We start from the raw sequence: 24,445 nt of genomic DNA on the forward strand, positions 1-24,445 counted from the left end.
TAAATTGGGGCGAGCAAGCCTGCGTCGATCTGCCCTTGCCCGGGGGCAGGGCAGGGGAGCTGTGGGTCTCCGCCGTGCGAAAGGATCAGCTGGCGGCGGTCACTCCTGCCGGGAGAGGGCGATGAGGCCGGGGCCGAGCTCGTACCAGCCGGCGAGGTGCAGCTCCATCATCACCGGCTCCATCTTCCGGTTGGCGAGGAACCAGCCGTGGATGCCGTCGATGGGGGCGGTGAGCACGCCGGAGGCCTCGGTGGCGCGGCCGTTCTCGTACTCCATCACCTCCATCGGGCCGGCGCCGGGATCATGGGCGTTCGGGTCGTCGTGGCCGTGGAACTCGTAGTACAGCTCCTCCGGCGAAGACCACGAATAGAGCAGCGTGTCGCCGGCCTGCATCGTCAGCTTGTACTCGACCTGCCCGTAGAACTCGTCGAGCCCGCCGACGCGGACCATGATCGTATCCTCCCGATAGGGTACGGCGTGGGAGCGGGCGATCTCGAACGGCACGTCGGAGACGGGGGTGACGACGAGCTCCTGCGGCTCGGAGATGCGGGTGAGGCCGGTGGCGCCGCCCACGCCTGTCGGGTCGATCCCGTATTCCGCCGGCAGCACGAAGAGCACCGTGACCGCGGTGGCGGCAAGGGCGGCGATGCCGAGCTGACGGAGCAGGCGGGGCCGCTCGGGCGCGGGCCCGGCGCCGGCGCCATGGCGCGTCTCCGTGGCGGCGCGGGGCAGGCTGTCGTACCGGTCGAAGAGGCTCATGCGGAGATCTCCTGTAGGAAGCCGACCATCTGCATCTGAAAGAGCACCAGCCCCACCCCCGCCAGCACCACGTTGGCTGCCATCGCGTGGCGGTTGAAGCTGGGCGTCGCGCGCCAGAGCGTCATCAGCGCCAGCACGAGGGTGAGCGCGAGGATCTGCCCCAGCTCCACCCCGATGTTGAAGGCGAGCATGTTGGCGACGAGCCCGTCGCCGGAGAGGTTCACCTCCTGCAGCTTGGTGGCGAGGCCGAAGCCGTGGAAGAGGCCGAAGATCAGCACCGGCGCCTTCTGCCCCGGCTGCCAGCCGAAGAGCGTGCGGAAGGCGCCGAGGTTGTCGAGCGCCTTCCAGATGACGGAAAGGCCGATGATGGCATCGACGAGATGGGCGCTGACATGGATGCCGGAGAGCACCCCGAAGAGCAGCGTCAGCGAGTGGCCGATGGAGAAAAGCGTCACGTAGAGCGCGATGTGGCGCATCCCGTAGAGGAAGAAGATCACCCCGACGAGGAAGGCGAGGTGGTCGTAGCCTGTCACCATGTGCTTGGCGCCGAGGTAGACATAGGGCCAGAAATCCACCCCCGTCGTGGCTGCCATGAACTCCGCATCGCCGCCGGCGACGCCGTGGGCGATGGCGGCGGTGGGGGCGATCAGCGCCAGCAGCAGGGCGAGCCTCAGTACCAATTGGCGACCCTCACGTCGATGTCGGTGCGCTCCTCGACGACGGCCGAGAAGTTCCAGATATCGTTGCCCCAGTAGTGGTAGGGGTAGACGACGGCGGGGTGGAACGCGCCCGCCGCCTCAGCCGCCTCGGTGGGGGACATGGTGTCGGGCCATGTCATCGGCAGGAAGGCGGCGTCGATGTCCCGCAGGGCCAGCATCGCCTCCGTCGCCTGGGTATCCCCCGCAACATAGATGCGCGCGCCGTCGAAGGTGATCACGTATCCGAGCCCCTCGCCCGGCGGGTTGTGATGCAGGCGGCCCTCGGAGGTGTTCTCCGCCGGGATCGCCTCCACCCCGATGCCGCCGGTGAGTGTGGCCGTCTCGCCCGCGCTCATGGCGGTGATGTTCGCCAGCCCCTCCGGCATCGCCACGCTGGCGGGGGCGACGATCTGCGTCGCCGGCCCGGCGAGAGCGGTGAGCGTCTCCGGCTCCAGATGGTCGCCATGGGCATTGGTGATGAGGATCAGCGCCGGCGCCGGCAGCCCGTCATAGAGGGCGGCGCCGCCGATGGGGTCGGCATAGATGGCGATGCCGTTCTGGCTGAGGACGAGGGAGGCGTGGCGGATCGGCGTCACCGCGATCACGCCGTGGTCCGCCTCGATGCCCTGCAGCGCCTGAGCGCTGGCGAGCGGGGCGAGGGCGCTGCCGGCCAGCAGGCCGAGCGCCGCCGCCCGGCGGGCTGTGCGGATGGTCATGTCTTTCTCCTCCCGAGGCGGGCTCCTCCCCCGCCTGCAAAGACATTCTGTTTGTCGCAAGAGGCCCGGGGCGGTGCCCCGGGCCTCCTTGTCAGGCGAGGATCAATCGAAGCCGAAGAGGCCTTCGGCCTCGGGCCGGGTCATGCCCTCCTCGAAGTATTCCTCCCAGATCTGCGCCCACGGGCGGCCGTACATGTCGGGCACGGTGTACTCGATCGTGGCGCCCGGCGAGACCGGCGTGGCGTAGCCGTCCATCGGGAAGATGGTCTGCACGCAGTTCACGAAGATATAGGGGTCGCTTTCCACAAGTTCGCCGATCTTCTCGAGGTCGCGCACCATGCGGATCGGCTCGTTCAGCGCCTCGGGATCGTAGAAGATCGCCTCGTGGTGGATGCCGGTGACGTTGCCATCATCGTCGCGGTTGGCGGAGTAGATTTCCACCGTCTGCATCTGGTTCGAGAACTCGAAGCCGGCGTGAACCGTCCAGCCCTGGATGTTCGACGTCCAGGTGATGAGCGTCTCGTCATCCCAGAAGCCGATGGTCTCGCCGTACCAGCGCGGCACGTCCTCGCCGAGGCGGGGGACGGCGCCTTCCATGTTGAACTCGCGGCCGATGAAGACCTGCGTGAGGATGTTGTCCGCCACGCCGGTGAGGATCTGCATCACCTCGGGGTTCGTCAGGATCTGGTGGTCACGCACCGCATGCTCGTGCCAGCGGCGCAGGAACCCTTCGGGCCAGCAATATTGCGACTGCCACTGGGCGGCGTTGGTGTTCGCCTGGTGATAGTGCATCTGTACGGCGCGCTTCTGGTATTCCGGCGTCAGCAGCGAGATTTCGGTCGAGGCCTGGATGATGCGGCCCCAGAACCAGTTTTCGCTGCTGTCGTTGTAGCGGCCGTTCCAGTCGGGCGGCATGTTGTCGAAGCTGTATTCGGTCGGCCCGCCATTCGCGACTGTCTCTTCCATCAGAGCGTTGTAATGCTCTTCGGCAGTCGCGAAGCCGTAGGGGCTGACGATGTTATCGGCCGAGTAATCGGCGTCGCAGAAGCCCCAGGCGCCAGAGGCCGGCGGATCGTCACCGATGATTTCCGAACCGTAGCCTCCCCACTGCGATTCGAGGCCCATGGGCGAGTTGCAACGGAAGTAGCGCGGGTCGCTCCACAGCTCTTCGTCGGCGTAGAAGTCTTCCGACGTGAAGATGTCCACCTCGAGCGGCTCGACGCCTTCGGGCACCTCGCCGTTCCGGGCGGCGATGGCTTCTCCGTAGAACGCACCGCCGGTGCCGGCACCGACGACCGTCTCGCCCTGCTGGTTGGCCATGGGCGCACCACGGCCGACGCTCTCCGTCTCGTCCTGCGCGAAGGCCGCGCCGGCCGACAGGCCGCTGAAGACACAGGTGAGCAATGCTGACTTGAGAGTCAGGTCCAATTTCATGTGATTTTCCTCCCTTGTCGGCGAAATGTTCGCCTAGCGAAAAATACTCCGCATGGCGAATGGTCTCAGGCGGGGAGGCGCCTTGTCAAGCCTTTCGGGAGCGGGTCGCGTCAGGGTTGTCCCGCTTCGCCGGCGGGGGTTGGCGCGCCGCTACGGGGGCGGCGCGCCGGGGGATTTGGCTCAGCCGTGGAGCTTCTTGGTCACCTCGGCGAGGGTCTTGCCCTGGAACTTCGCGCCTTCGAGCTCCTGCTCGGAGGGCTGGCGGGAGCCGTCGGAGAGCGTGGTGGTGGTCATCCCGTAGGGGGAGCCGCCGCGCACGACATCGACGCCCATCTGCTCCTGATAGGCATAGCCGAGCGGCACGGTGATGATGCCGTGATGCTGCAGTGCCATCTGCGTGGTGACGATGGCGATCTCCTGCCCGCCGTGCTGCGCGGCGGAGGAGGACATGACCGTCGCGACCTTGCCGACCAGCGCACCCTGGGCCCAGATCCCGCCCGTCTGGTCGAGCACGTTCTTCATCTGAGAGGACATCATGCCGAAGCGCGTGTTGATGCCGAAGATGAAGCCGTCGTACTCCGTCAGTTCGGTGACATCGGTGAGCACCTCGGCGTCCTGATCGAGCTTGTAGTAGGCGTTCTTGGCGACCTCTTCGGGCACCAGCTCGGGCGCGCGCTTGATCGTCACCTCGGCGCCGGCCTCGCGGGCGCCTTCGGCGGCCGCGTTGGCCATCTGCTCCATGTGGCCGAAGCTCGAATAGTAGAATACCAGAATCTTTACCATGTAATCCTCCCGGACGTGTTGGTGGCAGTGAGCCCCGCGTGCGGGGCGGGGAAAGGCGCGGCCCTAGATCGGGCCGACGCGCTGGGCGCTTTGCGGTGTCAGCGCCGTGCGCACAAGGACGGGGTACTGCGACAGTTTCGCCGTGATGTTGCGCGAGGCCTGGATGAGCCGCGGCAGCCGCTCCTCGACGAGGACGTCGCGGGTGAGCCGGCCGGAGAAGCCGGAGGAGTTGATGGCGGCGACGACACGGCCCTCCGCATCGCAGATCGGGCAGGCGATGGAGGCGATGCCGTAATCCAGCTCGTCCACCGCGATGGCGTAGCCGAGGCGCTTCACCTCCTGCAGACAGGCAAGAAGCTCCTTCTTGCCGGTCAGCGTCCTGTCCGTCAGCGCGGTGAAGGGGGCCTGTCCGACATAGCGGTTCAGCGTCACCGAATCAGCGTTGGCGAGGAGGACCTTGCCCAGCGAGGTGGCGTGCGCCGGGTAGCGGACACCGACTGCGGCGGTGGGTCGCACCGCGCTCTGCCGGGTGGTGTGGGCGAGGTAGAGCGCCTTGCCCTCGTCGAGGATCGCCACCGAGGCGGCGTCGCCGAAGGCCTCCACGAGGTTGCGCACTTCGGGCAGGAGGAACTCGTCGATCTGGCTGGAGCGCATGTAGGAAGAGGAGAGCGTCAGCACCCGTGCGCCCAGCGTGAACTTGCGTCCGTCCTGCCGGACGTAGCCGAGAACCCGCAGCGTGTAGAGGCAGCGGCGGGCCGTGGCGGGGGAAAGGCCGGTGCGTGCGGCAACCTGGCTCAGGGTCATTTCCGTGTGGGTCTGGTCGAAGCATTCCAGCACCGCGAAGCCCCGGGCGATCGCCGAGTTGAACTCCTTCTCGTCGATCACGCCGCCATCCAGAACGCTTGACATGTTCCACTCCTCCCCTAAGATGTTCGCCTATCGGATATAGCTTCGCTGGGCGAAAATAATCAACCCCAAAAGAGGGCTGATCCGAGGGAGGAAGAGGATGACGCAAGGCAGCGCACATGAGGGCGCCGGCACTGCTGCGCGGGTCGGCTACGGGCTGGCCCAGTACGGGGCCGGCTGGGACTCCGCCCAGGCGGTTCTGGTGCTGGTCCACGGACGGGACCGCGAGCCGGAGGAAATGTTCCGCCTGCTGGGCGACTCTCTGGCCGCGCGGCTCCGCGTCCTCGCGCCCTACACCGAAAGCAAGACGTGGTACCCCGGCCGCTACGATGCGCCGCTCGCCGAGAATGCCGAGGGCGTCGCCCGCGGGATGGACGAGATCGATGCTGCCTTCCGCCTCGCCGCGGAGCATGGCTTCGGTCCCGAGCGGGTCGTGCTCGCCGGTTTCAGCCAGGGCGGCTGCCTCGTGACAGAGTACCTCATCGACGGGCGCACGCGCCCCGCGGCCGCGGCGATCTTCACCGGCACCCCGCTGGCGATGACCGGCCGGGGCCTGCCCGAGCGGGACCTAGCCGAGCTGCCCGTCGTCGTCTCCGGCGGGGCCGCCGATGCCTGGCTGCCACTGGCCGATCTGCTGGCGACGGAGGCCGTGCTGACGCGCCTCGGCGCGAGCGTGCACCTGGAAATGTTCCCCGACGCGGACCACGTCGTCCGCCCGGCGGAAATAAACCGTCTCAGGGAGCTGGTGGACCAGCTGACACCCTGACCCTCGCCTCCCCCGAGATTGGCGGGGCGGGGCAAGTTACTAAAGCAGGAGGAGAAACAAGTGCCTGAACAACCGAAAACCAACAAGCCGGCCAAGCGGCTGGACGGCAATCACCACATCACCGGGATCACCGGCGATGTCGTGGCCAACGTCGACTTCTGGTCGCGCATCATGGGTCTGCGCTTCGTCAAGAAGACGCTGAACTTCGAGACGACGTTCCGCTACCACACCTACTTCGGCGACACCGACGGCTCGCTCGGCTCCGTCGTGACGTTCCTGGAATTCAACGATGCCCCGAAGGCCCCGGCCGGCAAGGGCAACCACCACTCCGCCGTCCTGCGCGTGCGCTCCAACGAGGCGCTGGATTTCTGGATGGACCGCCTGACGGACAACCAGATCTTCTCCGAACTCTACCGTCTCAACCCGACGGTGCCGCGCCGGCTCGTGTTCCACGACTTCGAGGATCACAAGGTCGAGCTGATTGTTTCCGACGCCGCCGACAAGCCGCTGGCCTTCCCGGCCTCCGACATTCCGCCGGAGTTCCAGATCACCGGCATCGAGGGCATCCGCTCCAACGTCTCCGTGCAGGATCTCAAGCCCTACGCCGAGCACATGGGCTTCACCTACAACGAGGCCCTGCAGCGCTTCGAGATGGAAGGCGATTCCAAGACGTCGCGCTGGTACACGGCGCCCGTGCCGGAAGATCTGCCCTTCCAGGAAGCCGCCATCGGCGTCTGGCACCACCTCGCCTTCGACGCCGACGAGGATCTCTCCGGCTGGCGTGACTACTCGGACGCCGGCCCCGTGCCGACGACGCCGATCTACGATCACCACGTCTTCGACAGCTGCTACGCGCAGACGCCGGGCGGCATCATCGAGCTGACCTCGAAGGGCCCCGGCTTCCTCGTCGACCAGCCGAAGGAAGAGCTGGGCGAGCGTCTCGCGCTCTCCAAGCGGGTCGAGCCGCTGCGCGCCCGTCTGGAGCGTGAGCTGACGCCGATCGAAAACCCCCGCCGCCCCGACGGCACGCTCAAGACCGAGCCGCCGCTGGATCAGCCGAAGAAGGCCAAGGCGACGCTCTGATACTGGCTGGGCCGGGCGAGAGGACGTCCGGCCCGTCCACCCCGGGAGGGGGTTAATATCAGGATTCGTATCTTCGACATACCGGCAGAAGAGGTCTGACTCTCCCATACCGGTTTATCGTTGACGCAAAGCAGGTGGACGCTTCCAATCCGAGCGCTCGGGGGAGAGCCACCAATTCAGGGAGGAGACCTAGAATGTCCAAGCTCATTCAGCCGCGCCGCGGCGTGACGCGTCGGAACTTCATCAAGACCTCGGCCGCAGCCGGGGGGACAGCGGCCGCCGGGCTCTACGCGCCGGCCGTCCATGCGCAGGAGCGCACGGTCAAGATCGGTTACGTCACCCCGCAATCCGGCCCGCTCGCCGGTTTCGCCGAGGCCGACGACTTCACCATCCAGCAGCTGCAGGAGACCTTCGCCAACGGTATCGAGGTCAACGGCACGACCTACAACATCGAGGTCATCGTCGCCGACAGCCAGTCGAACCCGAACCGGGCCGCCGAAGTGGCGCTGGACCTGATCGTGGATGAAGAGGTCGACCTGATGGTCGTCGCCTCCACGCCCGACACCACCAACCCCGTCTCCACCCAGTGCGAGATCGAGGAGCAGCCCTGCATCTCGACCATGGCGCCCTGGGATGCCTGGTATGTCGGCCGTCAGGCCAACCCGGGCGATCCCTCCACCTGGGAGCAGTTCGACTGGACCTACCACTTCTTCTGGGGCGGCGCCGACTACTACGCCGTGACCCTGAACATGTGGAGCCAGCTGGAGCACGGTGACACGGTCGGCGCCCTGTGGCCGAACGATGCCGACGGCAACGCCTTCGCCGATCCGAACGCCGGCTTCCCGCCGGTGCTGGAGGCCGCCGGCTACGAGCTGGTCGATCCCGGCCGGTTCCCGAACGGCACCGACAGCTTCGCCAGCCAGATCGCGACATTCCAGGAGGCCGACATCGACGTGATCACCGGCCTCATGATCCCGCCGGACTTCACCACCTACTGGACCCAGTCGATCCAGCAGGGCTACAAGCCGAAGATCTGCACGATGGGCCGCGCCATCCTGTTCCCCTCCGCCGTCGAGGCGCTGGGCGACACCGGGCACAACCTGTCCTGCGAGGTGTGGTGGTCCACGTCCCACCCGTTCACCTCCTCCCTCACCGGCCAGTCCGCGTCGGAGCTGGGCGCGGCCTTCGAGGAGGCCACGGGCCGTCCGTGGACGCAGCCGATCGGCTACATCCACGCCCTGTTCGAGGTGGCGCTGAACGTCATCTCACGCGCGGCAGACCCGAAGGATCGCGACGCGATGGTCCAGGCGATCGCCGAGACCAACATGGAGACGATCATTGGCCCCGTCGCGTGGAACGGCACCGGCGTGCCGGAGTTCGCGGCCAAGAACGTCTCCACCGCGCCGCTCGTGGGCGGCCAGTGGCGGCTGAAGGAGGATGGCGACGGCTACGAGATCGTCATCGTCGACAACACCACCTTCCCCGCCATCCCGACCGGCGGCGTGATGGAGCCGATCACCTGATCGGGTAGCCCCGTGGCACCGGTCCCGCGCCCCTCGGCGCGGGGCCAACCGCCGCACCTGAATAATTTCAATCTTCTCGGCCATTTGGGAATATCGCGCGCGCTTGACACACTTGGGGAACCCGTCACAATGAAACCCGAAAAAACTTTCGCTGGGCGAAACGACTGCCAGGGGCAGCGGCACGGTGAGACGGGTGTGACGCATGGTCTGCCCCGGATCACGGAGGCTGGGCCCCCGCGGCAGAACGCAAAGACACATGGCCCGAGCGGCCGCAGGAAAGAGCCATGATGAACGGAATGCTCAAGAATATAAAAGTGGTCGAGCAGGGGACCTTCATCACCGGCCCCTGCGCGGGGATGATGCTGGCCGATCTCGGCGCCGACGTCGTGAAGATCGAGTCTCCCAATACGGGGGACCCCTACCGCACCTACCAGGAGGGGCTCTATTCGCCCCACTTCCAGGCCTACAACCGCAACAAGCGCTCCATCGCCCTCAACCTCAAGGAGGAGGAGGACAAGGCGGTGTTCGAGAAGCTGATCGCCGAGGCCGACGTCTTCATCCAGAACTTCCGGCCCGGCGCGGCCGAGCGCCTCGGTGCCGGCTACGAGCAGCTCAAGGCGATCAACCCGAACCTCGTCTATTGCTCGATCAACGGGTTCGGCCCCGACGGGCCCTACCGTGACCGCCCGTCCTACGACAGCGTGGCGCAGGCCCTCTCCGGCTTCCTCGGCATCGTGACCGACCGCGACAACCCGCGCTTCCTCGGCCCGGCGCTGGCCGATGCCATCACCGGCATCTACGCCGCCTACGGCATCCTCGGCGGGCTCGTCAGCCGCGGCTCCACCGGCACGGGCGCGCTCATCGAGGTCTCCATGCTGGAGGCGATGACGCACTTCGCCATCGAGCCCTTCACGGCGCTCTTCACGCTCGGCCAAGCGCCCAAGGGCCTCGACCGGCCCCGCCTCGCGCAGGCCCATATCCTGCGCACGAAGGACGACAAGCTCGTCGCGCTGCACCTCTCCAGCCCCGAGAAATTCTGGGACCAGCTCGTCGAGGCGCTCGACGCCGGCTGGATGCACGAGGACGAGCGCTTCAACACCCGCCTTGCCCGCATCGACAATTACGAGGTGCTCGGCGAGGAGCTGACGAAGATCACGCAGACAAAGACCCGCGATGAATGGGTGGAGATCATGGGAGGGTCCGACGTGCCCTTCGCCCCGATCAACGAGGTCGAGGAAGTGGTCGAAGACCCGCAGGTCAAGCACATGGGGCTCATCGTCGATGTGGAGCCCGATGGCGAGGATGCGGCGGATCATGCGGTCCGCCCGGCCGTGACGATCAACCGGTCGCGCGCCACCTCGATCCGTCCCGCGCCCCGTCTCAATGCCGACGGGGACGCAATCCGCCAGAGCCTGCGCGACGGCTCCGGCTGGCCGGCCCTTCAGCCGGCGGCCGGGACCACGCCGGACGGTGCGGCCCAGGCCCGGGAGAACGTCTGAGGAGACCGGACCGGGGACGGGATTACATCGAAACAGCACCTGAGGAGGAAGGTGCGCTTTAGGGAGGAAAAGACTGATGACTTTCGGTTTGAGGAGACTGGTGAAGACCGCGGCCGTCATGGCCACGGGCCTGAGCCTGAGCGTCGGGAGCGCCGCCTACGCGCACCACTCGTTCGCCATGTTCGACAACACGCAGGTCCGCGTGTTCACCGGCGTGGTGACGCGGATCAACCCCGACGCCAACCACCTGCAGATCTTCTTCGCGCCGCTGAACGACGAGCATACGACCGTCGTGCGCGATGAGGCGGGCGACCCCATCATCTGGGCCGTCGAGATGGCCGGCTCCGCCCAGGCGGCGGCCGAGGGCATTACGGTGAACAACTTCGCGCCGGGGACCATCTTCTCCGTCGGCCTCTACCCGCTGCGCAACGGCCAGCCGGGCGGGGACCGCGGGAACATGGGCCTGTGGAAGTGCCCGGCGAACACGCCTCCGGCCCCCGGCCAGATGTGTGACAGCGTCGACGGCGCCACCCAGCACGGCGAAGGCGAGATCCCGGTCAACGACCTGGAGCTCGATCAGCCCTTCGTGCCGGGCCAGGACTACACCGAGGACGCCGAGGAGGGTGGCGAGGCCGACGGCTGAGCCCCACTCCGGGTCTAGGGCCCGCCGCGTCGCAGTTTCGGCCCAGACGCGGCGGGCCATCCAGAACAGCTACCCCGACAATCCAGAGCGGGATGATCCACCGACACGCGTTGGGAGGACGAGATGCGTGATTTCATTACCTGGCTGAGCCTCAGCGACCTCAGCATCGCCATAGGGAGCGCGGGCTGGGCCGTTCCGCTGATCCAGTGCTTCCACATCGTCGCCGTCGGCGCGCTCACCGGCGCCCTTCTGGTCTTCAACCTCAAGATCGCCGGCCTCTTCGCCAGCGAGGAGCCGCTGCAGGTCGTCTCGAAGCGCTACGAGGGCTGGATCTGGGGCGCCATCATCCTGCTCGCTCTGACGGGGGGCCTGCTGATCATCGCCGAGCCGGCGCGTGAGCTGCTGGCCTTCTCCTTCTGGGCGAAGATGACGCTGCTCCTGATCGGCATGATCATCGTCGCCTCCTTCCAGCTGCGCATCCGGCGCGGCGCGGGGGCGTGGGGCGAGGGCACGACGGCGCCCGCCGGGGCGCGGCGCCTCGCCGTGGGCTCCTTCGTGATCTGGGTCTGCATCATGGTGCTCGGCCGCTTCATCGCCTGGGACACGACAATCTGGGGGTCTTGGTCCTTCGCCGCCTGAGGCGAGGACAAGGGAGGAAACAGGCAGATGGACTTTTACGCACTCTTCCAGTGGCTCGAGAATTCCGACGTCGGCGCGTGGATGCGCGACTCGGTCTACGCGCTGCCCTTCATCAACGCGCTGCACGTCGTCTCCGTCGTGGTGCTCTTCGGCTCGCTCATCACGGTCGACCTGCGGCTGATCGGGGTCCTGGCGCGCACCCGCACCTTCACGCGCGTTTCGCAGGAGCTGCTGCGCTTCACCTGGGTCGGCTTCGCGGGCGCGCTGATCTCGGGCCTGCTGATGCTGACGGCCAACGCGACCGAGTTCTACGTGAACAAGATCTTCTGGTTCAAGATGGGCACCATCGTGCTCGCCGGGCTGAACATGATGTTCTTCGAGCTGCGCACCATGAAGACCGTCTCCCACTGGGATGCCACCTGCCCGCCGCCCGACAGGGCGCGGCTGGCCGGCGTGCTCTCCATCTCGCTGTGGACGGCGGTGATCTTCCTCGGCCGCTGGATCGGCTACACGAAAGGCTTCGATTTCGACGCGCCAATCGACATCGACCTTGATAACCTGATGTTCTCGATGCTCGCCGCCGGCGGCTTCGGGGCGGCCTGAGAAAAGGGGGGCACATGCTTCTTCAGCTGACGGGCGTCAACAAGCGCTTCGGCGCCGTCGTCGCCGCCGACGATGTCACCATGCATGTCGAGAAGGGCGAGGCGCTGGGCATCATCGGCGCCAACGGCGCCGGCAAGTCGAGCCTGTTCAACCTGTGCACGGGCGTGCTCAAGGCGGATTCGGGGGAGATCAAGTTCCACGGGCACGACGTGACCCGCGCCTCCGTGCGCGAGCGCTGCCGCGAGGGCATGGGCCGGTCCTTCCAGATCCCCAAGCCGTTCGAGAGCCTGACGGTCTTCGAGAACCTGCTCACCGCCGCCGAGTTCGGCTGCAAGGACGATCGCCGCTCCATCGGCGAGACGGCCCGCATCCTCGAGATCACGGGCCTCGCCGACAAGGCCAACACCGAGGCCGGCAAGCTCACCCTGCTCAACCGCAAGCGGCTGGAGCTGGCCCGCGCGCTGGCCACCACGCCCGACCTGCTTCTGCTCGACGAGATCGCCGGCGGCCTGACGGAGGGCGAGTGCCACGAGCTGGTGGAGCTCATCAAGGATCTCAACGCGCAGGGCGTCACCATCGTCTGGATCGAGCACATCGTGCACGCGCTGCTCTCCGTCGTCTCCCGCCTCATCGTGCTGGAGCGCGGCAAGATCATCGCGCAGGGCGAGCCCAAGGCCGTGATGAACGACCCGGAGGTGAAGCGCTCCTACCTCGGCATCGACGACGACATGGACGAGGAGGTCGCCTGATGGCGCTGCTTGAAACCCACGAAATCGAGGTCTTCTACGGCGACTTCCAGGCCGTCTTCGGCATCGACGTCTCGGTGGAGGAGGGCGAGACCGTCGCCATCATCGGCGCCAACGGCGCCGGGAAGAGCTCCTTCCTCAACGCGCTCGCCGGCATCACGCCGTCGAAGCCCGATGCCATCACCCTCGACGGCAAGCCCGTCGGTGGCACCCCGGCCTACGAGATGGTCAAGAAGGGCATCGCCCTCGTCCCCGAGGGGCGCAAGCTCTACCCCTCGCTGACGGTGGAGGAGAACCTGCTCATCGGCGCCGACGGCAAGACGGTCGACCGGGGCTGGAACCTCGACGAGATCTACCGCCTCTTCCCGATCCTGAAGGAGCGCGCCAAGCAGATGTCGACCACCCTCTCGGGCGGTCAGCAGCAGCAGGTCTCCATCGGGCGGGCGCTGATGGCCAACCCCAAGGTGCTGCTCTGCGACGAGATCAGCCTCGGCCTCGCCCCCACCATCGTGAAGGACGTCTACGCCGCGGTGAAGGAGATCCAGGCCCGCGGCACCACGGTCCTGCTCGTCGAGCAGGATCTCTCCGCCGCCCTCGGTGCCGCCGACCGGGTCTATTGCTTCATGGAAGGCCGCGTCACGCTGACGGGCCGCCCGGACGAGCTGACGAAAGACCAGATCCAGCACGCCTATTTCGGAATGAGCGACGCATGAGTTACGTAAACACCATCATCCAGGGCCTCCTGCTCGGCGGACTCTACGCGCTCTACGCCGCCGGCCTGTCGCTGATCTTCGGCGTCATGCGGCTGGTGAACCTCGCCCACGGCGACTTCATCGTGCTGGCCGCCTACGTGATCCTCGCGCTGTCGTCCTTCACCTTCCTGCCGCCCGTCGTCGCCTTCATGATCGCGGCGCCCTTCCTCTTCGCGCTCGGCTGGGCGCTGCAGAAGTACATCCTCAACCGCACCGTGCAGTCGAACCTGCTGGTGCCGCTGCTGGTGACCTTCGGCTTGCAGATCATCGTGCAGAACGGCCTGCTGGAGGCCTTCTCGGCCGACAGCGTGCGCATCCAGCTGGGGCCCATCGAGACGGCGTCGATCACCATCGCCGGCATTTCCATGGGGGTCATGCCGCTGCTGACCTTCCTCGCGGCGCTGGTCGTCATCGGCGGGCTGAACGCGCTGTTCTACCGCACGAAGCTCGGCCGCCGGCTCAGGGCCACCTCGGATTCGCCCGTCTTCGCGCAGATCGTCGGGATCAACCCGCGCAACATCTTCGCCATCGCCATGGGTATCTCCTTCGTGGTGATCGCCGTCGCCGGCTTCTTCATGGGCGCGCGCGCCAACTTCGACCCGTCGGTCGGCCCGGCGCGCCTGCTCTTCGCCTTCGAGGCGGTGGTGATCGGCGGCCTCGGCTCGCTCTGGGGCACGCTGGGGGGTGGCATCATCCTCGGCGTCGCGCAGGAGCTGGGGGCGACGATTTCCCCCCAGTATCAGGTGCTGGCCGGGCACCTCGTGTTCCTCCTCATCATCCTCGTCAGGCCCAACGGCCTGTTCTCGAAGCAATAGGCCGCCCACATGAGCGATACGCATCTCGATACCAGCGCCGCCAAGAAGGCCTTCAGGAGCGGGACGGATGGCTATTCCGTCGCCGTCGGCACCCGGACCTTCCGCATCGCCATGGTGGTCTTCGCTCTGTTGATCATCGGCCTGATCGCGGCGCCGGCCTTCGTGGGCCGCAGCCAGATCCGCGACATGATGCAGATCATGCTGCTGATCGGCCTCGCCCAGTGCTGGAACCTGCTGGCGGGCTACGGTGGCCTGATCTCCGTCGGCCAGCAGGCCTTCGTGGGGCTCGGCGCCTACTTCATGTTCTACTGCATCATCTACGTCGGGATGGACCCGCTCGTCGCCGTCCTCGCGGCAACGGTGGGCGGGGCGATCATCTCCGTCCCCATCGGGCTGCTGACCTTCCGGATGCAGGGCGCCTATTTCGCGGTGATGACCTGGGTGGTGGCGGAGGTATTCCGCATCCTCGCCTCGATCTACCCGGGGCTCGGCGGCGGCACCGGCACCGGCCTGCCGCGCAGCGCCACCAGCGAGATGTTCGGCATCGAGGCGACGGCGACGCTGTTCGACATGCGCTCCTCCACCTCGCGCGAGGTGGTCATCTACTGGGCCATGCTGCTGGCGATGCTCGTCGTGGTGATCGGCGCCTACTACATGCTCCGCTCCAGCCGGGGGCTGGCGCTGATGGCCATCAAGGATGACGAGGTCGCCGCCGAAAGCGTGGGCGTGGACATCACGCGCAGCAAGTTCATCGTCTATGTCTTCGCGGGGGCCGGCGCGGCGCTCTTCGGCGCGCTCTACCACCTGCAGAAGGGCACGATCGACCCGAACTCCGCCTTCTCGGTGATCGACTGGACGGCCTACGTCATCTTCATCGTCGTCATCGGCGGGCTGGGGACGATCATGGGCCCCATCGTCGGCGCCATCGTCTTCGTCCTGCTCGAGACGTTCCTCGCCGATTTTGGCCCCTGGTACCTGATGTTCCTCGGCGCCCTTGCCATCGTGATGATGCTCTTCGCCCCGCAGGGGCTGTGGGGGATCTTCACCGAGCGCACGGGGATCGAGCTGTTCCCGACCCGCCGCCGCCTTCTGCGCGACGGCAAGGAACGACCATAGCGCAAGGCCCCGATCGGGGCACGATTCAAGGAGGGATCGCATGACGCTGTCACAGATGTGGGGAGCGGCGGCGGGAGGGCTATGCCTCGCGCTCAGCCTGACCGGGCCCGCGACCGGGCAGGAGAGCTTCCTCTCCCCCGAGGCCGAGGTCCTGGCCCGGCAGGGGCTCAAGGCGCAGGTCGCGGGGCTCAGGGCCGAGGTCGAGGCGCTGGTCGGCGACGGCAGCGGCGAGGTCGACGTGCCCCGCGTCCAGCAGGATCTGGCGATCATCGCCGCCATTCTCGGCGCCTTCCCCCACCTCTTCGGCGAGGGGACCTCCCCCGACGCGCTCGCCGCCGCCGGATCGCAGGTGACGACCGACGCGCAGCCGGCCATCTGGGACGACGAGGAGAGCTTCGCCGCCTTCGCCGACAGCATCCACACGCTGGCGCTGGAAGCGGCGGTGGAGAGTGACCCCGCCGCCCTGCACGGTGCCACCATGGCGCTGTGGGACGGCTGCACCTCCTGCCACGAGACCTACCTGAACTACACGATGGACCTCGGCGGCGGTGACGTCGGCGACCTCGATTTCCTGAACGACTTCTGAGCTTTACCCGTGGCCCCGGGCGGCCCGCTCCATGACGGGCGGTCGGCCGGGGGCCGCGGCGCTTCACGCCTTGTAGACCATTGGCCGCTAGCCTTGCCCCTGACCATCGAGGGTTAGGGGCAGACATGAGCGTGAAGATCGACAAGCGGCTTCAGTATTTCAAGCTGGGGGAGCGGGAGCGGGACCTTCTGAAGAAGGCGCAGCGCCTGATCGCCCCTGAATTCGAGGCCATTCTCGACCGCTTCTACCAGTTCTGCCGCGCGACGCCCGAGTTCGCCGCCTTCTTCCCGGACGAGACGATCCTCCGCCACGCCCGCGAGTCGCAGCGCAAGCACTGGGGCAGGATGCTCTCCGGCGAGTTCTCTGCGGACTACCTTGAATCGTGCCAGCGGCTCGGCGAGGCGCATTACCGGATCCAGCTGCCCTTCACCTTCTACTTCGCCGGCTACGCCCGCGTCTCTTCCGAGGTGCGGGAGCTGCTGATCCGCCGCTCCGGTGCCTTCGGCAACCGCGTCGCCCTCGCCGATCTCGTCTGCGCCGTCGACCGGTCCTTCCAGCTCGACATGGAGCTGGTGATCGACGCCTATTTCGAGGCCCGGCAGAAGCATGAGGCCGAGGCCGCCATCGGCCATGTCGCCGACGGGCTAAAGCGCTTCGCGAGCCGCAACTTCGGGCAGGAAATCGCGGAGACGGGCTTCCCGCCCAAGTTCGGCTATATCCGTGAGGATTATAACGCCGCCGTGCACTCCCTCTCCGACGCGATGGGCATCATCGCCCGCGCCGTCGCCTCGCTCAACTCGCTGACGGGCGAGATCTCGGGCAACGCCGCCGACCTCAGCCTGCGCACGGAAAGCCAGGCCGCCACCATCGAGGAGACGGTCGCCGCCATGCAGACGCTGACGGACAACGTTCGCGAGACGGCGGAGCGGGCGGCGAAGGTCGACAACCGCATCGGCGAGACGAGCCGGGGCGCCGAATCCAGCAGCGATGCCGTCGCGGCGGCAGTGGAGGCGCTGTCGAAGATCGAGGCCTCCTCGGCCGAGATGGGCCAGAAGGTGCGGGTGATCGACGACATCGCCTTCCAGACCAACCTCCTCGCCCTCAACGCGGGGGTCGAGGCGGCTCGCGCCGGCGAGGCGGGCAAGGGCTTCGCTGTCGTCGCCAGCGAGGTGCGCAGCCTCGCGGAGCGCTCCGCCGAGGCCGCCAAGGAGATCCGCGCGCTGATCGGCAATAACACCAAGATCATCCAGGACGGGGTGGAGAAGGGCGCCCAGGTCAGCGAACGTCTGGGGGAGATCGTGAAGGGCGTCTCCGAGGTCTCCGGCCTCGTCTCCGAGATCGCCAGCTCGGCGACGGAGCAGGCCGGCTCCATCGGCGAGGTCAATCAGGCGACGGCCGAGCTGGGCACGGTGACGCAGAACAACGCCGCCATGGCGGAAGAGACGCAGGCCGCCACCCAGGGCCTCAAGCAGAACGCCGAGGAGCTGGAGACGCTGATCAACTCCTTCCGCTACCTCCAGAGCTCGGGCGCCGCTCCCGCCCGCTACGCTGCGGAGTAAGGTGGGTTTGTAACCCACCATCCCCCCGCCTTGCGGTACGCCGCCGCTCTTCGCCGAGCGGAATCAAGCCGCAGGCGCCGCGCGAGCGCCGGCCCGTCGCGGCAGGCTGGCGCTCTGGCTGAGCTTGGTGCTTCGCGGAGAGCGAGGAGGGGCTTGGCGGGCATAAAGTGCGCAGCGGCGGTGTCGGAGCGCCACCCCACGGGCCGGCGTGAGAGGGCGTCACTTGTGTCGTGCCGGGCATGGTGGGTTACAAACCCACCCTACGAGGGCGGGATCCACCGGAGCGGCGGACTTCCGTGCCAAACATCGCCGCTCCTTCCACCGCGCGGAATCAAGCCGCAGGCGCCGCGCGAGCGCCGGCCCGTCCCGGCGGGCTGGCGCTCTGGCTGAGCTTGGTGCGTCGCTCGGGTCGGGGAGGGGCCTGGCTGGCATAAAGCGCGCAGCGGCGGCGTCGGAGCGCCATCCCACGGGCCGGCCTGCGAGGGTGGCGCTTGTGGAAGCGCCTCCCGGCCCACGCGAACGCAACCGAAGACCCGGCCGTTGCGCCGGGCACCCGCCCCACGCCTCCGCGTCAAGGCGTCCCGCCCACACATGCGCGGATCGTCCTGCCCCGCTGCACCGTTCCTCCCTTGGCATCCCGGCTCTCGGGGGCCCATATGGTCGCCACCACAGGCGAGGAGGAGCGCATGGCCAAGGACATGCAGGATTTGGGGCCGCTGATCCCCCGCAACCGGGCGATCCATCCGGTCCCCCATGACCCCGACTACAAGACGACCCTCACGCGCAGCCCCCGGTTGCCGCTCCTGTCGATGGAATCCACCCCGTCGGAGGAGACCGGCCCGCGCTTCGGCCACTCCCTGATCGGCCCGCTCGACAACAACCTCATCGCCAACTTCACCGGCGGCGAGAGCCTCGCCGTGGGCGAGCGCATCCTCGTCCATGGCCGCGTGCTCGACGAGAACGCCCGCCCCGTCCCGAACACCCTCGTGGAGATCTGGCAGGCCAATGCCGGCGGTCGCTACCGGCACGTGAAGGACACCTACTTCGCCCCGCTCGACCCCAACTTCGGTGGCTGCGGGCGCACGATCACCGATGAGAATGGCTACTACGAGTTCCTCACCATCCGCCCCGGCGCCTACCCCTGGCCCAACCGGGCGAATGACTGGCGGCCGATGCATATCCACTACTCGGTCTTCGGCCATTCCTTCGGCCAGCGCCTCATCACGCAGAGCTATTTCGAGGGCGACCCGCTGATCGACCTCTGCCCCATCGCGGCCACGATCAAGGACCGCTCGCAGCTCGACCGCCTCGTCGCGCCGCTCGATTTCTCCAAGTCGCGGCCGCACGACTTTCTCGCCTACAAGTTCGACATCGTCCTCCGCGGCCGCCGTCAGACGATGTTCGAGAACAAGCCGGAGGGCATGTGATGGTCCAGAAGCTCGACACCCTGCAGGAAACGCCCTCGCAGACCGCCGGCCCCTACGTGCACATCGGCTGCATGCCCAGCTTCACGGGCATCACCAGCATCTACCCGCAGGATCTCGGCGCCTCGCCCATCTCCGATGGCGCCAAGGGCGAGATCGTCACCATCCGCGGCGAGGTCTACGACGGCACCGGCTGGGCCTTCCGCGACGCCATGCTGGAGAGCTGGCAGGCCGATGCCAACGGCCTCTTCCCCGAGCAGGAGGGGGCGGACCCGAACGTCTCCGGCTTCGCCCGCTTCGCCGCCGACAAGGAGACGGGGGTGTGGGAGCTCAGGACCGTCAAGCCCGGCCCCGTGCCCATGCGCGGCGGCGGCTACCAGGCGCCGCACATCTCGCTCTGGATCGTGGCGCGCGGCATCAACATCGGCCTGAACACCCGCCTCTACTTCGACGACGAGGACAATTGGGACGATCCGCTCCTCGCCCGGATCGAGCAGCGGCCCCGGGTAGATACGCTGATCGCAACCAAGATCGGCGAATCCGAATACCGGTTCGACATCCGCTTGCAGGGCGAGGGTGAAACAGTGTTCCTCGACCTGTAACGTCCCGGAGGAGCCAAATGTCCAACCCCTGCATCATCTGCGTCGCCATCACCGGCTCGCTGCCCACCAAGGCGAACAATCCCGCGGTGCCGATCACCGTGGCCGAGCAGGTGGAGAGCACGCAGGAGGCGTTCGAGGCCGGCGCCACCATCGCCCATTGCCACGTGCGCAACGACGACGGCACCCCCTCCTCGGATCCGGAGCGCTTCGGCCGGCTGCTGGAGGGGCTGCGGGAGCATTGCCCGGGCATGATCGTACAATTCTCCACCGGCGGCCGCTCCGGCGCCGGGCAGGTGCGGGGCGGGATGCTGCCGCTGAAGCCCGACATGGCCTCGCTGACCGTGGGGTCCAACAACTTCCCTACCCGCGTCTACGAGAACCCGCCGGATCTGGTGGACTGGCTGGCGAGCGAGATGCTGACCTACGGCATCAAGCCGGAGGTGGAGGCCTTCGATCTCTCCCACATCGTGCAGGCGGCGAAGATGGCGGAGGACGGGCGCCTCAAGGGCCCGCTCTACGTGCAGTTTGTCATGGGCGTGAAGAACGCCATGCCGGCGGATGAGCCGATCTTCGACTTCTATATCGAGACGCTGAAGCGCCTCGCCCCCGATGCGCAATGGTGCGCCGCGGGGATCGGGCCGCAGCAGATCGTCCTCAACGAATGGTCCGTCAGGAAGGGCGGCCACGCCCGGACTGGGCTGGAGGACAACGTGCGCATCGACCGGGAGACGCTGGCGCCGTCGAACGCCGCCCTCGTGACCCGGGTGACGGAGCTCTGCGACAGGTACGAGCGCCCGGTGGCCAGCTGGCAGCAGGCGCGAGGCATCCTCGGCCTGCCCGAGAGCGTCCCCGCGTGATCGCCGCCCCCCTCGGCGCCCTCTTCGCGGATGCGGAGGTCGGGGGGCTCTTCTCGGCCGGCGCGCTGACGGCGGCGATGACGCGCGTCGAGGCGGCGCTGGCGGAGGCGGAGGCCGAAGTGGGCGTGATCCCGGCGGAGGCCGGGGCGGAGATCGCCCGGGTGCTGGCGGGGCTGCAGGTGGACCCGGCTTTGCTGGCGGAGGGCACCGCCTCCGCCGGGGTGCCGGTGCCGGCGTTGGTGAAGGCCCTCCGCGCCGCGCTGCCCGAGGCGGCGGCGGAGTGGCTCCACTGGGGCGCAACCTCGCAGGACATCGTGGATGGCGCGCTGGTGCTGCAATTCGGCGCGGCGCTGGAGGTGCTGGAGGCGCGGCTGGCGCGGACCATCGGTGCACTGAAGGCGGCGTCGGAGAGGCATGACGAGCTGGTCATGGCCGCCCGCACCCGCAGCCAGGTGGCGACGCCGGTGACCTTCGGCCTGCGGGCCGCCCGCTGGGCGCAGCCGCTGATCGCCGAGGGGCTGGCGTTGCCGGAGGTGCGGGCGCGGATGACGGTCCAGTTCGGCGGCGCCTCGGGGGCGGGGACGGCCGTCGCCCCGCACGGGCCGGCGATTTCCGCCGCGCTCGCGGCGCGGCTGGGCCTTTCGGACGGGCCGGCGTGGCACACGGATCGGGGCGCCGTGCAGGCGCTGGGCCAGTGGGCGGTGCGGCTGACGGCGGGGCTGGGCAAATTCGCGCAGGATCTGGTGCTGATGGGGCGCACGAGCGAGGCGAGCGCCGGGGAGGGCGGCGGCTCCTCCACGATGCCGCAGAAGGCCAATCCCGTCGCCGCCGAGGCGGTGCTGACGCTCTCGCGGCTGGTGGCGACGCTGGCGCCTGCGCTCTCGACCCCCCATGCGGAGGAGCGGGACGGCGCGGCCTGGGCGCTGGAATGGCTGGTGCTGCCGCAGATGCTCGAGGCGACGGGCGCGGCGCTGGCCCACGCGGCGACGCTGGCGGAGACGCTGCGCCCGAATGCCGAGGCGCTGAGGGCGCCGCTGACCGACGGCGCGGCCCTGGCCGAGGCGGCGAGCTTCGCGCTGGCGCCGCACATGGGCCGGGCCGAGGCGCAGGCGCTGGTGAAACGGGCGGCCAGGGCGGAGGAGCCTCTGGTGCCGGCGCTGCGGCGGCTGACCGATGCGCCGGTGGACTGGGACGCGCTTGTGCCGGAGGCGGTGGTGCCCGCCTGCCGCGAGGCGGCGGCGGCGGTCTTCGCGCGGTGGCCGGGGTAGGGCCACGCCCTACGGCTTGAGGCGCGCCGCCAGCCTGTCCGCCAGCGGGGCATCGGACGCGACCTGCGCCCGGGCCTGACGCTCCTGCACCTCGGCGATGGCGGCCGCGAGCGCCCCCGTCAGCCCCAGCTCGTCGATCGTCGCGGCGCTCTCGCGCATCTCTGCGGCGCGCCGCGCGCCGTGCACGAGCGTCCGCTCGAACTGGTAGTCGGCGAGGCCGGGGAAGCCGAGGCCCGGGTAGCTCTTGCCCAGCGAGGCGAGGATCTCCTCCGCGCAGCCGGAGGCTTCGGCGGCGAGCAGCGTCTCCACCGTGATCGCCTCCAGCCCCTTCACGAAGAGCGAGCGCACCATCTTGATGGCGGTCGCCTGCCCCGGCTCCGCCCCGACGCTCCGCCAGTCGAAGCCGAGCTCCGTCAGTTCCGCCTCCGGCGCCGGGCCGGCGACGAGCACCGGTGTCGCATGGCCGCGCGGATGGACGGGCGCCATGACGGCCATGTCGAGGTAGCTGGCCCCGCGCCCCTCCGCGAGAGCGCGGGAGGCGCGCTTGCGGACGGGGGAGACGGAATTGATGTCGATCACAAGCTGCCCCGGGCGCAGATGCTCCGCCTGCCCCTCCAGCGCCGTCAGGCTGGCATCGGCGGTGACGGCGGAGATGAGCCAGTCGGCCTCCGCCAGCCCCTCCGGCGCCACGGCCTCTACCCCCGCCGCCTCCGCTGCCGCCATCCGCTCCGCGCGCAGGTCGGTGGCCCGCATCTCCGCCCGCCCGGCGAGGGAGCGGGCGAAGGCCTCGCCCGCTTCGCCGAAGCCGAGAAAACCGATGCGGATCAAGGGTGCCTCACTGGATCATCGTGGTCGGGAGGATCAGCGCGATCTGCGGGAAGGCGATGATCAGCGCCGTGCAGACGAGCATCGCCAGCCAGAAGGGCATCACCCCGCGGAAGATCGTCCCCAAGGGGACCTTGGGCGCGACGGACTTCACGATGAAGACGTTCACGCCCACCGGCGGCGAGATCAGCCCCATCTCCAGCACCAGCACCACCAGCACGCCGAAGAGGATCGGGTCGATCCCCAGGGCGGTGATGACGGGGAAGTAGATGGGCATCGTCAGCACCAGCATGGCGAAGCCCTCGAGGAAGCAGCCGAGGATGAGGTAGCTCAGCAGGATCAGGCCGAGCACCACCACCGGCGCCACGTCCAGCCCGCCGAGGAAAGTGCCCACCAGCGCCGGCACCTGGCTGAGGGCGAGGAACGGGTTGATGAGCGAGGCGGAGATGAGGATCAGCATCACCGTCGCCGTCGTCACCACGCTGTCCCGGCACGCGCGCCAGAGCGCGGCGAGGGAGAGCTTGCGCTCGATGATCCCGCCGAGGATCACGAGGCCCGCGCCGACCGCCGCCGCCTCCACCGGGGAGAAGATGCCCCCGTAGATGCCGCCGATGGTGAGCAGGATCACCAGCACGATGGGCCCGGCGCCAACCATCTTGCGCGCCTTTTCCCGCCACGTGGTGTGCGGGCCGGCCGGGCCGAGGGCCGGCCAGATGGAGCAGAGGATGGTGATGGTGAGCACGAAGAGGCCGAGGAGCAGCAGCCCCGGCAGCACCCCGGCGAGGAACAGCCTCCCGATGCTCTCCTGCGCGAGGATGGCGTAGATCACGAAGCCGGTGGAGGGCGGGATGAGGATGCCCAGCGTGCCCCCCGCCGCCACCGCGCCGGTCGAGAGCGAGGGCGCGTAGTTGAACCGGTCCATCTCCGCGAGGCTCACCTTGCCCATCGTCAGCGCCGAGGCGACGGAGGAGCCGGAGAGCGCCGCGAAGCCCCCGCAGCCGATGATGGTGGCGGAGGCGAGCCCGCCCCGCAGCTGCCCGATCACCGCGTAGGCGGCATCGTAGAGCCGGCGGGACATGCCCGTCTCGCCCGCCACGTTGCCCATGAGGATGAAGAGCGGAACCACGACCAGCTCGCTCTTGGAGGCCACGGTGAAGGCCTCGGTGGAGAGGGTGGAGAGCGCGGCGTTCCACGAGTTCAGCACCCAGACGCCGACGAAGCCGACCACCGCCAGCGCGATGGCGACGGGGATCCGCAGGATCAGCAGCACGAAGAGGACGAGGATGCCGAGCAGGCCGATCAGTTCGGGGCTCATTCAGAGGCTCCGGGCGTCGCGCCGTCTCTCTCGTGGCCGGGGCGTGGCCCGCCGAGCGAGAGCTCCACCACGCGCAGCGCCATGCCGAGCGCGGTGATGATCGAGAAGGCGGCGATGGCCCACTGGAAGTACCATTTGGGAAGGTCGATGATATTGGTCTTGAGGTTCAGCATCTGGCTGAGCTGCGAGGAATCCCACATCGTCCAGGCGATGCCGCCGAAGAAGACGGCGCCCAGCAGCGCCCCGATGATATCGGCGGCGCGGTTGAGCCCCTCGGGGAAGTTCCGCTCGAAGATGTCGACGGAGACATGCCCGCCGACCCGGTCGCACAGCGCCATGCCGCCGAAGACGAGCACGGCCAGCCCCATCGTGGATACATCCTGAGCGCCGGTGAGGGGGGCGCCGAAATAGCGCCCCACCACATCCACGAGGATCACCAGCGCCACCACGATCAGGGCAATCGCCCCGATCACGGCGGCAAGGTTGATCAGCCCGTCCGCAATCCGTCGCAGCGTGACGAGCATCGCG

26 protein-coding genes are annotated in these 24,445 nt (G+C 68.2%); 17 read left to right on the forward strand and 9 right to left on the reverse strand.

The window, feature by feature from the left end:
- Positions 1–99 precede the first annotated feature (99 nt).
- The 6 genes from GY170_RS17780 to GY170_RS17805 all read right to left on the reverse strand — a co-directional run bounded on the left by GY170_RS17780 (position 100) and on the right by GY170_RS17805 (position 5,299).
- Positions 100–759, reverse strand: coding sequence for a hypothetical protein (locus GY170_RS17780; RefSeq protein ID WP_163896093.1), 660 nt, complete (start codon positions 757–759; stop codon positions 100–102).
- Positions 756–1,439 (reverse strand): HupE/UreJ family protein, encoded by a 684-nt coding sequence (locus GY170_RS17785; RefSeq protein WP_235924247.1) that lies wholly within the window; start codon positions 1,437–1,439, stop codon positions 756–758. Before GY170_RS17785 ends, GY170_RS17780 begins: the two co-directional genes overlap by 4 nt.
- On the reverse strand, positions 1,430–2,173 hold the full coding sequence (locus GY170_RS17790; protein WP_163896094.1) for an MBL fold metallo-hydrolase: 744 nt from the start codon (positions 2,171–2,173) through the stop codon (positions 1,430–1,432). Before GY170_RS17790 ends, GY170_RS17785 begins: the two co-directional genes overlap by 10 nt.
- A gap of 102 nt (positions 2,174–2,275) precedes the next feature.
- Entirely contained in the window at positions 2,276–3,607 is a 1,332-nt protein-coding gene (locus tag GY170_RS17795) for a hypothetical protein (protein WP_203531369.1), read from the reverse strand.
- Between the two features lie 180 nt (positions 3,608–3,787).
- Positions 3,788–4,390 carry an NAD(P)H:quinone oxidoreductase type IV gene (wrbA, locus tag GY170_RS17800; protein ID WP_163896096.1) on the reverse strand — a complete coding sequence of 201 codons (603 nt, stop codon included), beginning with the start codon at positions 4,388–4,390 and terminating at the stop codon, positions 3,788–3,790.
- A 63-nt stretch (positions 4,391–4,453) separates the two neighbouring features.
- Positions 4,454–5,299 carry an IclR family transcriptional regulator gene (locus GY170_RS17805; protein ID WP_163896098.1) on the reverse strand — a complete coding sequence of 282 codons (846 nt, stop codon included), beginning with the start codon at positions 5,297–5,299 and terminating at the stop codon, positions 4,454–4,456.
- A gap of 97 nt (positions 5,300–5,396) precedes the next feature.
- On the opposite strand from GY170_RS17805, the gene GY170_RS17810 reads away from it, so the two are divergent.
- The 17 genes from GY170_RS17810 (at position 5,397) to GY170_RS17890 (ending at position 21,777) form a co-directional block, all read left to right on the forward strand.
- Complete coding sequence (locus GY170_RS17810) at positions 5,397–6,062, forward strand: alpha/beta hydrolase (RefSeq protein WP_163896100.1); 666 nt, start codon at positions 5,397–5,399, stop codon at positions 6,060–6,062.
- Between the two features lie 60 nt (positions 6,063–6,122).
- Positions 6,123–7,145 carry a VOC family protein gene (locus tag GY170_RS17815; RefSeq protein WP_163896102.1) on the forward strand — a complete coding sequence of 341 codons (1,023 nt, stop codon included), beginning with the start codon at positions 6,123–6,125 and terminating at the stop codon, positions 7,143–7,145.
- A gap of 194 nt (positions 7,146–7,339) precedes the next feature.
- Positions 7,340–8,668, forward strand: coding sequence for an ABC transporter substrate-binding protein (locus tag GY170_RS17820; protein ID WP_163896104.1), 1,329 nt, complete (start codon positions 7,340–7,342; stop codon positions 8,666–8,668).
- A 296-nt stretch (positions 8,669–8,964) separates the two neighbouring features.
- Positions 8,965–10,167, forward strand: coding sequence for a CaiB/BaiF CoA transferase family protein (locus GY170_RS17825; RefSeq protein ID WP_203531370.1), 1,203 nt, complete (start codon positions 8,965–8,967; stop codon positions 10,165–10,167).
- Between the two features lie 100 nt (positions 10,168–10,267).
- Positions 10,268–10,810 carry a DUF6152 family protein gene (locus tag GY170_RS17830; RefSeq protein WP_167803335.1) on the forward strand — a complete coding sequence of 181 codons (543 nt, stop codon included), beginning with the start codon at positions 10,268–10,270 and terminating at the stop codon, positions 10,808–10,810.
- Positions 10,811–10,933: 123 nt separating this feature from the next.
- Positions 10,934–11,449 (forward strand): DUF6644 family protein, encoded by a 516-nt coding sequence (locus tag GY170_RS17835; protein ID WP_163896108.1) that lies wholly within the window; start codon positions 10,934–10,936, stop codon positions 11,447–11,449.
- Positions 11,450–11,476: 27 nt separating this feature from the next.
- On the forward strand, positions 11,477–12,052 hold the full coding sequence (locus GY170_RS17840) for a DUF6644 family protein (protein ID WP_163896110.1): 576 nt from the start codon (positions 11,477–11,479) through the stop codon (positions 12,050–12,052).
- A gap of 14 nt (positions 12,053–12,066) precedes the next feature.
- Positions 12,067–12,801, forward strand: coding sequence for an ABC transporter ATP-binding protein (locus GY170_RS17845; protein ID WP_163896112.1), 735 nt, complete (start codon positions 12,067–12,069; stop codon positions 12,799–12,801).
- Positions 12,801–13,511: an ABC transporter ATP-binding protein gene (locus tag GY170_RS17850; RefSeq protein ID WP_163896114.1), complete on the forward strand. Its 711-nt coding sequence runs from the start codon at positions 12,801–12,803 to the stop codon at positions 13,509–13,511. The genes GY170_RS17845 and GY170_RS17850 overlap by 1 nt, the downstream gene beginning before the upstream one ends.
- Positions 13,508–14,365, forward strand: coding sequence for a branched-chain amino acid ABC transporter permease (locus tag GY170_RS17855; RefSeq protein ID WP_163896116.1), 858 nt, complete (start codon positions 13,508–13,510; stop codon positions 14,363–14,365). The genes GY170_RS17850 and GY170_RS17855 overlap by 4 nt, the downstream gene beginning before the upstream one ends.
- A 9-nt stretch (positions 14,366–14,374) precedes the next feature.
- Entirely contained in the window at positions 14,375–15,481 is a 1,107-nt protein-coding gene (locus GY170_RS17860; RefSeq protein WP_203531371.1) for a branched-chain amino acid ABC transporter permease, read from the forward strand.
- Between the two features lie 40 nt (positions 15,482–15,521).
- Positions 15,522–16,067: a cytochrome c gene (locus tag GY170_RS17865; protein ID WP_163896118.1), complete on the forward strand. Its 546-nt coding sequence runs from the start codon at positions 15,522–15,524 to the stop codon at positions 16,065–16,067.
- A gap of 125 nt (positions 16,068–16,192) precedes the next feature.
- The gene (locus GY170_RS17870; protein WP_163896120.1) at positions 16,193–17,626 is read left to right on the forward strand and encodes a globin-coupled sensor protein; all 1,434 of its coding nucleotides are present in this window, start codon (positions 16,193–16,195) and stop codon (positions 17,624–17,626) included.
- Positions 17,627–18,324: 698 nt separating this feature from the next.
- On the forward strand, positions 18,325–19,053 hold the full coding sequence (pcaH, locus tag GY170_RS17875) for a protocatechuate 3,4-dioxygenase subunit beta (RefSeq protein WP_163896339.1): 729 nt from the start codon (positions 18,325–18,327) through the stop codon (positions 19,051–19,053).
- Positions 19,053–19,652, forward strand: a complete 600-nt coding sequence (gene pcaG / locus GY170_RS17880; RefSeq protein ID WP_163896121.1) for a protocatechuate 3,4-dioxygenase subunit alpha — start codon at positions 19,053–19,055, stop codon at positions 19,650–19,652. Before pcaH ends, pcaG begins: the two co-directional genes overlap by 1 nt.
- 17 nt (positions 19,653–19,669) lie before the next feature.
- Positions 19,670–20,509, forward strand: coding sequence for a 3-oxoadipate:acetyl-CoA acetyltransferase (locus tag GY170_RS17885; RefSeq protein WP_163896123.1), 840 nt, complete (start codon positions 19,670–19,672; stop codon positions 20,507–20,509).
- Positions 20,506–21,777 (forward strand): lyase family protein, encoded by a 1,272-nt coding sequence (locus tag GY170_RS17890; protein WP_163896125.1) that lies wholly within the window; start codon positions 20,506–20,508, stop codon positions 21,775–21,777. The genes GY170_RS17885 and GY170_RS17890 overlap by 4 nt, the downstream gene beginning before the upstream one ends.
- Before the next feature lie 9 nt (positions 21,778–21,786).
- Here the strand turns inward: GY170_RS17890 and GY170_RS17895 are convergent, their stop codons facing one another.
- The 3 genes from GY170_RS17895 to GY170_RS17905 are packed head-to-tail and all read right to left on the reverse strand — an operon-like array spanning position 21,787 to position 24,441.
- Positions 21,787–22,605: an NAD(P)-dependent oxidoreductase gene (locus tag GY170_RS17895; RefSeq protein WP_235924248.1), complete on the reverse strand. Its 819-nt coding sequence runs from the start codon at positions 22,603–22,605 to the stop codon at positions 21,787–21,789.
- Positions 22,606–22,612: 7 nt separating this feature from the next.
- Positions 22,613–23,917 (reverse strand): TRAP transporter large permease, encoded by a 1,305-nt coding sequence (locus GY170_RS17900; RefSeq protein ID WP_163896127.1) that lies wholly within the window; start codon positions 23,915–23,917, stop codon positions 22,613–22,615.
- Complete coding sequence (locus GY170_RS17905) at positions 23,914–24,441, reverse strand: TRAP transporter small permease (protein WP_163896129.1); 528 nt, start codon at positions 24,439–24,441, stop codon at positions 23,914–23,916. The genes GY170_RS17900 and GY170_RS17905 overlap by 4 nt, the downstream gene beginning before the upstream one ends.
- Between the last annotated feature and the right edge of the window lie 4 nt (positions 24,442–24,445).

This window comes from Pseudoroseicyclus tamaricis, assembly GCF_012070395.1.
Classification (GTDB): Bacteria; Pseudomonadota; Alphaproteobacteria; order Rhodobacterales; family Rhodobacteraceae; genus Pseudoroseicyclus_A; species Pseudoroseicyclus_A tamaricis.